At 46.5% G+C, this 13,149-nt stretch carries 15 protein-coding genes and 1 tRNA gene; 1 reads left to right on the forward strand and 15 read right to left on the reverse strand.

Annotated features, from left to right (window positions below; translation table 11 throughout):
- Positions 1 to 27 precede the first annotated feature (27 nt).
- The 11 genes from gatC to IKG78_RS10625 form a co-directional block, all read right to left on the reverse strand.
- Positions 28 to 309 carry an Asp-tRNA(Asn)/Glu-tRNA(Gln) amidotransferase subunit GatC gene (gene gatC, locus IKG78_RS10575; RefSeq protein ID WP_173356903.1) on the reverse strand — a complete coding sequence of 94 codons (282 nt, stop codon included), beginning with the start codon at positions 307 to 309 and terminating at the stop codon, positions 28 to 30.
- A 130-nt stretch (positions 310 to 439) separates the two neighbouring features.
- The gene (locus IKG78_RS10580) at positions 440 to 670 is read right to left on the reverse strand and encodes a hypothetical protein (protein WP_290943156.1); all 231 of its coding nucleotides are present in this window, start codon (positions 668 to 670) and stop codon (positions 440 to 442) included.
- Between the two features lie 59 nt (positions 671 to 729).
- The gene (locus tag IKG78_RS10585; RefSeq protein WP_290943158.1) at positions 730 to 966 is read right to left on the reverse strand and encodes a hypothetical protein; all 237 of its coding nucleotides are present in this window, start codon (positions 964 to 966) and stop codon (positions 730 to 732) included.
- A gap of 19 nt (positions 967 to 985) precedes the next feature.
- On the reverse strand, positions 986 to 1,963 hold the full coding sequence (locus IKG78_RS10590; RefSeq protein ID WP_290943161.1) for an Rpn family recombination-promoting nuclease/putative transposase: 978 nt from the start codon (positions 1,961 to 1,963) through the stop codon (positions 986 to 988).
- Positions 1,964 to 2,223: 260 nt separating this feature from the next.
- Positions 2,224 to 2,823, reverse strand: a complete 600-nt coding sequence (locus tag IKG78_RS10595; protein WP_290943163.1) for an AgmX/PglI C-terminal domain-containing protein — start codon at positions 2,821 to 2,823, stop codon at positions 2,224 to 2,226.
- Positions 2,824 to 2,862: 39 nt separating this feature from the next.
- On the reverse strand, positions 2,863 to 3,426 hold the full coding sequence (locus IKG78_RS10600) for an AgmX/PglI C-terminal domain-containing protein (RefSeq protein ID WP_290943165.1): 564 nt from the start codon (positions 3,424 to 3,426) through the stop codon (positions 2,863 to 2,865).
- Between the two features lie 284 nt (positions 3,427 to 3,710).
- Positions 3,711 to 6,260: a UvrD-helicase domain-containing protein gene (locus tag IKG78_RS10605; RefSeq protein ID WP_290943167.1), complete on the reverse strand. Its 2,550-nt coding sequence runs from the start codon at positions 6,258 to 6,260 to the stop codon at positions 3,711 to 3,713.
- A 137-nt stretch (positions 6,261 to 6,397) separates the two neighbouring features.
- Positions 6,398 to 7,315, reverse strand: a complete 918-nt coding sequence (locus IKG78_RS10610; protein WP_290943169.1) for a hypothetical protein — start codon at positions 7,313 to 7,315, stop codon at positions 6,398 to 6,400.
- Between the two features lie 131 nt (positions 7,316 to 7,446).
- A complete protein-coding gene (locus tag IKG78_RS10615; RefSeq protein WP_290943171.1) occupies positions 7,447 to 7,701 on the reverse strand; it encodes a hypothetical protein in 255 nt (84 codons plus the stop codon).
- 117 nt (positions 7,702 to 7,818) lie between these two features.
- Positions 7,819 to 8,343 (reverse strand): hypothetical protein, encoded by a 525-nt coding sequence (locus tag IKG78_RS10620; protein ID WP_290943173.1) that lies wholly within the window; start codon positions 8,341 to 8,343, stop codon positions 7,819 to 7,821.
- A 66-nt stretch (positions 8,344 to 8,409) separates the two neighbouring features.
- A complete protein-coding gene (locus IKG78_RS10625) occupies positions 8,410 to 8,718 on the reverse strand; it encodes a type B 50S ribosomal protein L31 (protein ID WP_072828269.1) in 309 nt (102 codons plus the stop codon).
- A gap of 97 nt (positions 8,719 to 8,815) precedes the next feature.
- Between IKG78_RS10625 and IKG78_RS10630 the strand changes: the two genes are divergently transcribed.
- Positions 8,816 to 9,430, forward strand: coding sequence for a hypothetical protein (locus IKG78_RS10630; RefSeq protein WP_290943176.1), 615 nt, complete (start codon positions 8,816 to 8,818; stop codon positions 9,428 to 9,430).
- A 39-nt stretch (positions 9,431 to 9,469) separates the two neighbouring features.
- Here the strand turns inward: IKG78_RS10630 and IKG78_RS10635 are convergent, their stop codons facing one another.
- From IKG78_RS10635 to IKG78_RS10650, 4 genes are all read right to left on the reverse strand, one after another.
- Entirely contained in the window at positions 9,470 to 10,345 is an 876-nt protein-coding gene (locus tag IKG78_RS10635) for a glycosyltransferase family 2 protein (RefSeq protein WP_290943178.1), read from the reverse strand.
- Between the two features lie 57 nt (positions 10,346 to 10,402).
- A complete protein-coding gene (locus tag IKG78_RS10640) occupies positions 10,403 to 11,683 on the reverse strand; it encodes an O-antigen translocase (protein WP_290943180.1) in 1,281 nt (426 codons plus the stop codon).
- Positions 11,684 to 11,807: 124 nt separating this feature from the next.
- On the reverse strand, positions 11,808 to 12,917 hold the full coding sequence (locus IKG78_RS10645) for a DegT/DnrJ/EryC1/StrS family aminotransferase (protein WP_290943182.1): 1,110 nt from the start codon (positions 12,915 to 12,917) through the stop codon (positions 11,808 to 11,810).
- An 85-nt stretch (positions 12,918 to 13,002) separates the two neighbouring features.
- Positions 13,003 to 13,075 (reverse strand) — tRNA-Lys (locus IKG78_RS10650).
- Positions 13,076 to 13,149: the final 74 nt, after the last annotated feature.

Here is a 13,149-nt window from a genome sequence, read left to right on the forward strand (position 1 = left end):
GGAGTGCAGCGACGCGGCAATTTCCGACTACATCACCTTCGGGATGGCAAAATGGTCGTTCTCAACCGCCGGAGCGTTCGCAAAAGCCTGATCGAGCGTAAAGCCCTGCACCGGCACGTCTTCGCGGAGGATGGTCGCGCCGTTTTCGACAGCGGTCATCGGTTCCACGTTCGAAAGGTCCAAAGCCTTCAATGCTTCGAGATGGTCGAGCATCTTATCCAGGTGACCCTTGATAGACGGAATATCTTCTTCTGCAATACTCAAGCGAGACAACTTCGCGAGCTTCAAAACTTCTTCACGTTCAAGCATAAAAAACCTCTTTTTTACGGAATGCAAGATAGAAAATTTTAGTGATTAGTGGTTAGTGGTTGGTGATTAGGATTTATGAATTAAGAATAAAAATTTCATTTTTAATTTTTCATCTTTAATTTTTCATTTTTTATCTGGAACGCCTACTTTGACGAAGAGCTTCAAGCCTAGCCTCCATTTCTGCAATTTGTTCATCGGATATTCCCATTTCACGCAAAACAGTTTCAGTGTCGTCACGATTCTGCGCTAATTTTGCTTCCGCCTTGGCTTGCTCTTCGATGCGCGCATCGGCAATCTCCTGACGGTAAACATCGCCGGCACTGACGAATCCGTACTTTTGTCCAATGCTCTTAAATGCCATGTTCAACTCCTTCAGAAAGCCATTTCCTAAAAATAAGTATAACTTTCAGAATCAACCGATTATTGCCTTTCCGCTAGAATTTGTTCCTTGGAATAGCCGAAGTAAGCCATCGCGTTCTCAACAGAAATGACACCGTCACACACCAGTTTCTTGGCTGTATTGAGCTTTTCCGCTTCAGCAATTTCAGCTTTTTGATGTTCTGCTTCGGCTCTTCGATCGGCTTCGGCAATTCTCTGGCGGTAAACATCGCCGGCACTGACGAATCCGTACTTTTGTCCAATGCTCTTAAATGCCATGTTCAACTCCTTCAGAATTTTATCCATGAGACTGTCTACTTTGACGAAGTACCTCTAATTTGGCCTGCATTTCAGCAATTTTTTCATCGGACATGCCCATTTCACGCAAAACGGCTTCAGTATCGTTTCGATTCTGAGCTAATTCCGCTTCTGCATTCTCGGCTTTTTGACGTTCTTCGTTAATCAGCTTTTTCGCCTTGGCTTGCGCATCGGCAATTCTCTGGCGGTAAACATCGCCGGCACTGACGAATCCGTACTTTTGTCCAATGCTCTTAAATGCCATGTTCAACTCCTTCATAACTTCTTTACCGAGATACTCCGTCAAATATACACTTATTTTTTCGAGCAAACAAGAGAGCTCGTTGCTGGGCATTTTTCGCAATCTCGGCTTGAATTGACGGAACACTTCAAGGAAGGCATCCTTGTCGTAAGCATGCGCCATCGCCGCGATTCCGAGGCCTGTTGCGGCATTTTCGCAAGCAAGGCAGTCGCTGTCCGGAATGTCCGACATGTTCACGAACGCACAGCGGAACGGCAAAACCATGCCATGAAAATATGCAGGATAGTCCTTTTCAAGCAACTCTAGCGGGTTCCAGTTTTCACGCCCGTTGTAGAAGATCATCGCCATGGTCGGGAGGCCGTCGAATAGGCGGCCCTCGTCAAAGCGCTTCATCACGGAACGCATGTAACGCGCAAGCTGGTTGAACATATTGGCGTCGCGGCCGGACTTGTGTTCCACAAGGATGCCCACAAACACGGGCGCACCCGTCAAGACATTCACTCGGAAAGCCAAATCCGCGTCACCCGTTTCGTACACTTCGGAATACGAATCCGGAATGCGGACTAGCGTATCCAAATTTACCGCAGCGAGGAACTCCCCCACATCAATATTTATTTTACCAGCAAGTTCAAGCAAGTACCTGAGATGCTTAACATCTGCAAATAGCCAACGGAAAAAAGCATCGTGAGGCTTTTTTGCCGCCTGTTTTTCTTCCATAAAAATCCTTTCTCTTTTTTAGAGACAAGTTTATATAGCAAACGATATAAGAAAGGATATAGATAACGATATAATAAAGTCAGTTCACCAGAACTGTTGATTATAATCTAACAAAGTTATTCAAGAAAAGCAAGAGGAAACATTGTCAATCGTTCATTTTGCAAACAACCGTTTGCACAAGCGTCGCGGCAACCAAGCTTGCTTGGATTGACATGACCGAGTAGCAGGTTGTTCTACAAACAACCGTTTGCAAATAAAATTCATTCAAAAAAGGTAAATGGGATTGTGACGGTTGTTTCACCTGATTTTACCCTGAAAAATACCCAGCTGCCTACTAATTGTTGTATTTCGGCATCAAATTTGCTGTTTTGTGTTGTAGAAGAAACGATGGAAACGTCTGTAATTTTACCTTCGGGAGCAATTGTGAATTTTAAGGCTATTTCACCTTGGAGTCCTGGAATTTTTTTCAAATTTTTGTTATAAACATGACGAAGTCCTGGTGCACGCCTACGAGCTATTTTTATAATATCCGAAGCAGAACGGTTGGCACCTTTTTTATTTTTCACCTTAATATCACTTAATGACGGAATCTTAACATGGCCCCTATACTTAATGTTCTTAGGTCGATTGTCTAGGAGACACTCTATTCCAGGGGAATAACAATCGAAAATAGAGTTTTCCCCTACATCATAACCTTCCCTGAAACAACAATTTATTTTTTCATTTTTACTTTGCGATTTTACCGATTCCTTCGTTACGGTCGAATTACTAGACTCCATCTGTCGGCTAGTTTCTTCATTACACCCAGAAAATACCAAGGCGACACATGCGATGACAATCGCAATGATAAACTTGTCCATTTTACAAATTTTCATATTTACAAAGTTAGCAAGCAAATTTCATTCAAAAAAAGTAAATGGGATGATGACAGTTGTATTACCCGATTTTACCCTGCGGAACCCCCAGCTGCCTACTAATTGTTGTATTTCGGCATCAAATTCGCTGTTTTGTGTTGTTGAGGAAACGATGGAAATGTCAGAAATTTCGCCATCTGCAGCAATTGTTAATTTTAAGGTAATCTTGCCTTGAAGTTCAGAATTTTTTTTCAAATACTTTTCATAAACATGGCGAAGCCCCGGTGTTCGTTGACGAATAATTTTCATAATCTCCGAAGCAGTTCGATTGGCACCCTTTTTATTTATCATCTTAATATCACGTTCAGAAGGCTTCTTAACAAAGCCCTTTATTTTAGGAGCAACTAAAATATCACATCTAACCTGATCACCGAAAAAAAGACCAGAACCTTCATAACCACGGTTATAATAATCATGCTCTGACGAGTCTTGACTACTCTCGGATCCATTTGAACTACTTGAAATTTCTACCAGCCCCTTTTCTTCATTACAACCTGAAAAAATAAAGGCGACACATGCGATGACAATCGCAATGATAAACTTATCCATTTTACAAATTTTCATATTCACCATACTTTCTGTATTACAAGCTTTAAGACCTCTGAATATCATTTACAAAATCACAAAAACAACGCCAAGCGTTTTTATGAAAATTTACATGCAAAAAAGATTCCCGGTCAAACAGGAAATGAGGTCGCACCCCCTAAAGGTGCTTTATGGTATGGGCTCGGGGCTTGCGCCCCTTTGGGGTATGAGGTATGAGCGCAATCAAAATAGGAAAGCTCGAAGCGAAGCGTGCACAGAGGAGCTTTAGCGCCGACCTCACACCTCAATCACCCAACTATTTCCAATGCGGCGTACTTGAGGATGATGGTGCGGTTCATGCTGTCACGGTCAAAGCGCACATCGACGCGAGCATTGTCGCCACTGCCGTAAGCTTTGACGATAACGCCGTTTCCGTACTTGGAATGTCGCACTCGTGCTCCGACGTGATACGGATTCTGATTTGCAACTTGGCTGTATTCATCATAGACTACACGCGGACCGCTTGGTGCAGCAGGCTTTGGCGAAGCCACCTTAATCGGATTGCGATAAACAATGTGCTTATCGTTTTTCTTGATGGACGCAGGCACCGCCGCCGGGCGAGAACCGTACGAGCCTCCGCCATAACTGCCGGAACCGCTACGCGAGCCATACGAATTGCTGCCGTAAGAGCCTCCGGATGAGCGAGAACTTCCGAAAGATCCCGAAGAACCACCATAAGACGGACGGGAACCAAAACTTGACGAGCCGTAAGAACCATAAGACGGCTTAGAACGAGTATTGCCTACAAAATCAGGCACGCCCGGACGCGTATTCAAGCACGGCGTAAAGTCCACAACCGACGGGTCCAATTCCTTGAGGAACCTAGACGGAGCAAAAGGACGAATGTTTCCCTGGAAAAACCTACGTTCCGCATGGTACAGATAAAGTTTCTTTTCGGCGCGGGTACAGCCCACATAGAACAGGCGACGTTCTTCTTCCATTTGCTCGTTGATTTCGGCCATTGATAGCATCGACGTTCCGCGCACGAGCGGGAAAATTTCGTCATCGCAGCCCGCAAGGTGGACCGTATTGAATTCAAGGCCCTTCGCCATGTGGATTGTCATGAGCGTCACAAGGCCCTTCGACGTATCGACCTTCTTGTCGCCATCCGTCAAAAGCGAAATATCCTGCAAGAACGCATCGAGAGTCGCCCCCGGATGGTCTTCGTCAAATTCGCGAATAGCGTTGATCATTTCGTCCAAGTTTGCAATGCGTTCGTCAGCCGTAGTTTCGTCTTCCTTACGCAAGAAATCTTTATAGCCCGTCTCGTTGATAATCGTCTCGGCAAGAATCGGGAGCGGCGTTTCGCCCGAATTCATCATATTTTTCCAGCGAAGGACAAGGTCGGTAAAGCCTTTCAGCTTCGGAGCACCACGGCTTGTGCCGTTCGCTTCGGCCAAGAGGTTATCCCATAGCGAACCCTCACCCGCTTTCACTTTCGCAAGAACGCCTTCGACTGTAGTTTTGCCGATGGCACGCGGCGGCGTATTGATTACGCGCAAGTACGCGGCATCGTCTTTTTCGTTCGCGAGCACGCGCAAATAAGCCAAAACATCCTTGATTTCTTTACGGTCCCAGAACCTCGTTCCGCCAAAAATCACCGACGGGATTCGCAAATCGTTGAGCGCCTTTTCAAGCACACGGGACTGCGCGTTCGTGCGATAGAAAACAGCCGTCTTTGCATAAAAATCAGGCCCCGCCTGTGCAATTGTCTTAGCTATGTTTGAAGCTTCGGAACGGTCATCTTCAAAGTAGCGAACATGAATCAATTCGCCCGCATCTTCCTTGGAATACACGTTCTTCTGCATTTCTGCAGGACGGATGTTATGCGCAATCACGGAACCGGCACCCTTCACAATGTTAGCCGTCGAGCGATAATTGCGTTCGAGCTTGACAATCGTCACCGGGGCAAAATCGCGGTGAAAGTTGCGGATAATCTTGATGTTCGCACCACGCCAGCCGTAAATACTTTGGTCGTCATCGCCCACCACCGTTACATTCTTCGTTTCCGGATTGATGAGCAACTTCAAAAGTTCGTACTGCACATCGTTCGTGTCCTGGTATTCATCTACCACAACATACTGGAATTGACGTCTCAAAGACTCGACCAACCTAGGCACCATCTGCAACATCTTGACCGTATTGAAAAGCAAGTCGTCGAAGTCCATCGCATTCGATTCCGCAAGTTTTTTCTGGTAAGCGGCGTAATAACGGGCATAGCGTTCTTGATCGGCGAATTCCGCATTCAACATCGCGATATCCGGAGTCTGCAACGTTGCCTTGTCGCCTTTGTACAAAATCGTGTTCTTGTAACGCGAAATCGCACCGTGAACTTTTTTCAGTTCCGCAGCATCGTAATCATCGCCCAGATCGTCCTTCAAAATTTCCTTGAGGATGCGTTTCTGGTCATCATCATCATAAATCGAAAAGTTCGCATCGAACCATTTACCGCCAAGCGCCTGAATCACAAAATCCTTTGCAAGGCAGAGTTTCAAAAGCTTGAGACACACGGAGTGGAACGTGCCCATCCACATGAACGGCAAGCGACTATCCAAAAGTTTCTGGATACGGTCCTTCATTTCGCGGGCAGCCTTGTTCGTAAACGTCACGGCCAAAACGCGATTGGATTCTACGTTATGGAACGAAACCAGATGAGCAATTTTGTAAGTAATGCAACGCGTCTTTCCCGAACCTGCACCGGCAAGAATCAGCATCGGGCCGTTAATCTTTTTGGCGGCAGCCGCCTGTTCCGGGTTCAACTCTTTATCTAAAACACTACCATCTACAATATTTGCCATCTAGCACCTCTAGTCGATATACAGATGTGCAATATAGAAAATAGGTTGTAGGTTTTAGGGGTTAGGCTTTAGGAAATGGTTATTAGTCATTAGTTATTTGTCATTCGTTATTGGAGATTTGGGAATCTGAGGACAGTTTACTTTCTACCCAAATTTTTGAAATCCGGAGCTATAAAAGCACAGTTTGAGTCTTTGGGAGCTACACGGGACAATATCAAATCTACAGTAAAAAATCCCTTCGTCGTTGCACTCACAGTCCAACGGCTCCCGGCAGGGCAATCCTTGATATTCTTGTTTAACGTCGCCACAAAGCGGCTCCCTGTCACCCGATAAGTAAAGAAATCGGTCGAAAGTGAATCCGGCATCTGCAAAGCCTTAGGGCCACCCACGGCTTTGTTCTTAGCAAAGTAAGATTTTTGAGCACTTATATAAAATGAAGCTTGTTCCGTGAGATCATCTGTTAAAGCTTGGGATCCACCAAAAACACTCCCCGTAGAACAACCGCGCACACCGAAAATAAGAATCATTATAAAAACAAAAGCGCCCCCTATAAAAATCCAATATTTCATTTGTACTTTTTTAGCAGCTGCCAGAGCCTTTCTGCAAAAATCCTTGAACTTTTTCACAGGTTTCGAACTAGACTCCCTGGATCCAAAGATTGACGCATCTTTCAACAATCCTCCATCTTGCCATTTAAGCAGTTTCACGGCCACGAGTACACGACAGAACGGTTTCGGAAACGCTAATCCAAATGCTGCAATCACAAAGAGAACTATGCTAACAATAAACAAAACCAGCAAAGCCTCATCTGCAACCGGCAGCAATTCCTTTGCATTTCTGAGAACGCTCAAAAGCTTTTTGTCATCCGAAAAGTTTTCAGCGGCAAATCGTCCCGTAAACGAATTCGTATAACGAGCAAGCCCCATCTGCACTCCGCTTTTCGCCATAATGCAAACCTTCGTAAGCACTCGTTCAACCGCAAAAGAGAACATTCCGAGAATCGCTATAAGAGATGCAATTAAGCGAGCTGTACGTATTGAAGTGAGTCCTTTCATTTTTTTCCTTCGTATCTGCAATGAATCATTATTAGCTGGAATATAAATCTATAATAGATAATATATAAAAGCAAAAAAAAACGCATGATCTTGCGATCGTGCGTTTTTCAATTTCTTTCGAAAATCAAGAATTACTTGGCTTCGAAGTAATACGTCTGGAGAGTCTTTCCGTCTTGGGAGAGCTGAATAATCTGCTTGCCCTTCGGAAGGTCGCCCGTAATCTTAAAGAGGTTTTCAGCAACGTATTCGACCTTGAGGTCTGTGCCCTTGTCCTTAACCGGGAACACGCCGTTCGTTTCGCCAGCGCCGAAGCCCTTGCAGTCCTTATGAGATGCAATGGAAGCGACAACAGCCGGGTAAGTCTTAGCAATGAGCGGAGAAGTCACAGAGGAGGCATTGCGATAGAAGACTTCGAACTTGCCTTCGACGACACGCGGATCCGGAAGGTTCGAAACCTTAGCTGCGACCGGAGCTGGAGCTGGCTAGGCCTTCTTGCCCTTCTACTAGCCCTTCTTCTGCGGAACGCCAATCTTTTCAGCAAGGCTTGCAGTAGCGTTTTCAACCTGCAACGGCATCGTCAAGCGGTAGCCTACAATGGATTCATCGCAGTTGGTAGAATAGACAACCCACTGGTTCGAAATCTTGAGCGGTCCTTCAGGAGTGCCCTGGTACAAACCCGGTTCCACCTGGGAGTTGTAAATGTAAAGACGAATATTTGCGTTCGGATTCTGTTCCGTCGTCTCGATTCTCATGCGAGTCTTAACGTACTTGGAACGGCCTGCATAAACTCTATAGGAGCCTACCGGAACCTTCGTAAACTTGAATTTACCCTTGCGGAGTTCCTGGTTGAACTCATACTTCTTGGAAAGGGTGGTGTAAATCGTGGAGTCCATACCGACGGTCGGCATTTCCAGCGGCTTACCGGTGAATGCATCGCAAACTTCACCTTCAATAGTACCAGTCTTTTCGCAACCGGTCATGGCGAGAGCGATGATTGCAGCAGCACAAATGCTAAGTTTCTTTTTCATTTTGCGTCCTCTAGGGTTAATAAGACAAAAGCCTCCCTAATTAGGGAGGCCCTAAGCTTTAGAAGATTAAGCTTCTTCTTCAGTCTTGACCGGCACAGCCTTGCGAGTCTTACGCTTTGCAGAGGTGATGTTAGCACCGCCGCCATAGCGCTTGTTGAAGCTGTCGATACGGCCAGCCGTATCCACGCGATGCTGCTTGCCCGTCCAGAACGGATGGGTATCAGCCGTAATTTCCAAGGAAATTACGCTATATTCAACACCATCGATAGTCTTCTTTTCGGCGGAAGACTTCGTGGAGCGGGTGATGTATTCTTTACCCGTATTCGCATCGACGAACACGACCGGTTGATAATTAGGGTGGATACCTTCTTTCATTATAAAACTTCCTGTGAAGTAAAATGTTTGGAGCCTAAATTTAGTTGTTTTTTAGGATTTTGGCAAGTTGCAACCTCATTTTTAGTATTTTTATAGCATGAAATCTTTATTGTTGCTCTGTACATTATCCTGTTTTTTGCTTTTAGCCTGCGGAAACGACCATCCGACCATTAAAATAATCCAAGTTAACAAGAAAATGGTCCTCGAAGAATGGCCGGACAGCAACTATATTGCCTCATTGGACTCCATTCTGGCACTCGAACCCGTCAAAAAGGGCAAGGATTCCGCCGACGTAAGCCTCAAGATGAACGCATCCAAGGCGCCCATTTTCAAATTGCCGCCATCCGTCACCGGAAAACCGAACAGTTCCAAAAACGTGCACTCGAAGAGCGATTCCCAAAAGCCTAAAAACGACAAGTCCGTCGCTAAGAACTCGCAAGAAAGCAAGTCCAACCATTCCGCCGAGAATTTCGTTGCCAAGTTTTCGAACGCACTCTCGGCACTCCAGTCCGACCCGTCGAACAAAAGTCTTTACAAGGTCGTCACCGTCAACGATGGAGAAGACTTGTTCAAGCTGCTCCGCAGGACTTACGGTGCCGGTACGCAGAACCTCCCCCGCTTTTACGTGCTATCTTCGTTGCAGTCCGTCAATCCGGGAGTCATGCTAGAACACCTGAACGCAGGCGACAAAGTCAGAGTTCCTAGATTATAGACGAGAGCCTACCGTTTTAAAGACTATTTATCCGAACCTTTAGTACTTCAGCAATTTCCGCGGAATAAGCAACTTGGGTAGGCGGAGCCAAAAACGGGGCGAAAGGGTAATAACTTTTGGAATGAGGCGAAGAGCATCTAATTTGCTCTGGGCCGCCACGGCAGAAAACCAATTCGCTTTCCACGCTTGAACCGCTTTTTTGTACAGCGGGTGCGTGCTATAATTGTCCGCCAAGATACGCAAAATTTCACGGTAAATGCGGTCGTGATTCACATGCAAATTGTCGCCGTGTTCGCGGTAATAACAGCAAACAAAATCAGGCGATACCGGTTGCGGTCCGTACTGATAAAGTATTTTGAGGTAAAGCGGATAATCTTCGAAAAAATACCGCATGTCGTAGCCGCCAATCGCAAGAATTTTTTCACGCATGAACATTTCGGCACAGCCATGCAATGCCTTTAAGCCCAAGAACGATTCCTCGAACGATACCTGCGGCACGCTGCGGAGGTAACGCGCATCCATTTCCGTCCCAACTTTGTCGCCTTCGTACAGCGGAACGACTTGGCCAAAGCACGCCACCGCATTCGGGTGCTGGTCTAAGAAGTCGCTCTGTTTTTTAAGACGTTCTGGCGGCATGATATCATCCGACGAGAACGAACAGACGTATTTTCCACTGGCCATCGAAAGCGCTTCTGCAAATGTTGCCGTCGCCCCTTTATTCGGACGATGGACGTAAGCGAAACCAAGTTCTAGCGACAAGCGTTTCAAAATTTCCGGGGAACGGTCTTTGCTACCGTCATCGACGACAATCAATTCAAAATCAATGCCAGTCTGCGACATCACGGAACGCACCGCCTTTTCGACATACGGTTCGTGATTGTAACTTGCAATGATAACAGAAACTTTCGGTGTCATGTTCTAACAATTTAAATTTTTTTCAAAAGAAACGTTCATCACGCATCCGTCGCCAAATCATCGATCGCCCAACGGTCCCCATTTCAAACGGCTCACGATTATGAGCGAAGCCACAAGCGTGAGGAAGTTTTCAACGGCATACGCCATCATCGGCCCATTAAATTCGTACAGTTTCACAAAGATGTAAGTGCCACCCGCAAGGACGCATTGCGAACAAATTTCGAGCGTCAAGAATTTTTTCGTTTCACGCCGTGCAATAAGCACAAGCCCAAGAGCCCAACCGCCCACGCGGAAAAAGTCTCCCAATAGCTGCAACGGTATGTAATCGGCAGCGCCCGCATACGACGACGAGAGCATCACCGCGACAAGAAGCGAACGCCCAAAGTAAAGTATTGCAACCGCCACAAACGCAAGCATCATCGTTTTGACGAAAATCGGGCGGAACAAGCTCCAGAATTCCGACTTCGTCATGGCCGAAGAAACTTTAGGTAAAATAATGACGCCGAGAATCGCCGAAAAGAATGCCGTCAGAAAATCAGAAATTTTCCAAATGCCCTGCCAGATGCCAGCCGCGTTCCAGCCCAAATTTTCCCCTACAGTCACACGCATGAATGTGAGCACCACAGGGGTCAAGACCATCGGAACAATTCCCATCAACGCATACGAAAACCACGGAGAGCGGATATCAAGTGCGGTTTTGCGGATTTCTTTCAAACTAAATCCAGCTCGTGACGCAATTTGCAAGGCAAAAATTCCCGCAACAATGGACTGCGTGGCCACAATAGAAAGGACACTCAGCCGTTCCGTATAAAGAAAGAACGCCACCCAAAGCATTTGCCACAATGACGCCACCATGTTGATGATAGCCCATCTGCGGTAATGTCCCAGCCCGTTAATCACAGACGACGTAATCGTAATAATGTTCGTGGCAAACACGCCCGGCAACGCAAATAAGATTGCCGTCTTTACCCAAAGCGGATGAATTTCAGGGAAAAACGTCTCCAACGGAACCGTAAAGCAAAGGACAAGGGCCACTGCAAAAGTTCCAATGCTCGCAAACGTCGTCAAACGAAAGCCGCCGCGCCAAACGCCACGCAGTTGTTCAAGATTGTTCTTGTTCTGAGCAGAAAGGCTCACCCAGCCATTCTGGAGAGCAAGCGAAGAGGTCGCCTGCCCCATCGTCATGAAGTTCATAAACTGCCCAACGCACGCAAACACCGTAGGCGAAAGATAAACAGCAAGCAATTTATTTACAACGAACACACGCAAGGCGTTCAAGAACGTCACCATTCCAGACCCCAAAAACACTTTTCCAAAATGTACAGAATCAGACTTCATCAAATTTCACCATGTATAGATTGCTTCATAGATTGCTTCCACCACGCTTTGCTCGTGGCAGGCTCTGCTTCGTTCCTCGCAATGACGTGTAAGAAAAAGTTGCGCCCAAAGACAAGACTGTTCTTTAAAACGCATTGATTGCTCCAATGACTTCGGACACATCATCGTCTGTAAGCACAGGGCTCATGGGAATGCTCAAAATCGTCTTTGCCATCGCTTCTGCAACAGGGTACTCGCCGCCAAATTCCCCAGCGTAAGCCACTTGCAAATGCGGAGGAATCGGGTAATGAATAAGCGTTCCAACACCGCGTTTTTCCAAGAACCTTTGCAGGTCGTCGCGATCATTTTCACTCTTTAAGCGGATTATAAACACATGCCAGACATGCTCCGACGGCGATCCCGGAAGCTCTGGCAGCAAGACCTTCGAATTCGTGATTTCGCGGCAATAACGCTCCGCAATTTTACGACGGCGTTCATTCGATTCGTCCAAATGCGGAAGTTTCGCAAGCAACAATGCGGCTTGCATTTCGTCCAAACGAGAATTCACTCCTTTAAATTTATTCACATACTTCTGCTCGGAGCCGTAATTGCCAAGGGCGCGGACGACGTTTGCGACATCCATATCGTTCGTCAATACCATTCCGGCATCGCCAAGCGCTCCCAAATTTTTTGTCGGGTAAAAGCTAAATGCAGCCGCAGAACCAAACGTCCCCGCAGAACGACCATCACAAAGACGCGCCCCATGAGCTTGAGCGCAATCTTCAAAAAGGAGCATTCCATGTGAATTGGCGAACTCGCAAATTTCATCCATCGCACACAGTCGCCCGTACAAATGAACCACCAAGATACCGCGAGTTTTCGCACTGCAAGCATTTTTCAACCGCTTCGGATCCATGTTGAAATTCTCGGCAGGTTCCACAAGAACAGGCTTGAGTCCAACAGCGCTCACGGCAAGAATCGTCGCGATATACGTATTCGACGGCACCAGAATTTCATCGCCCGCATGCAAGCGCCCCAGTTCCATCGATGCACGCAGCATAAGCGTCAAAGCATCCAGACCGTTCCCAACACCGACCGCATATTTAACGCCGCAATATTCCGCAAACGCCTGCTCAAAACGCTCTCCGTACCGCCCACGAATAAACCACCCCGAATCCGCGACATCTATCGCGGCCTGACGCAGCACGTCATTGTACGGTTCGTTCAATCGTTTCAAGTCCAAAAAAGGAACCATTGCATAAACTCCAGTTGAGTCGTTTGTTGCTAGCGGTTAGAAAGCAATATAAAAAAAATCGGCTCCGATAAACGGAACCGATTACTGAGCTACGAAGGGCTCGAACCTTCGACCCACGCCTTAAAAGGGCGTTGCTCTACCAACTGAGCTAGTAGCCCGAGCAAGTCCAAATATAGTAAATCTTTTTCTTGTTGTAAAGGTATTAAAGCACGTAATAAATAAAAAAAATGAA

The organism is Fibrobacter sp., assembly GCF_017545445.1.
Taxonomy (GTDB): Bacteria; Fibrobacterota; Fibrobacteria; order Fibrobacterales; family Fibrobacteraceae; genus Fibrobacter.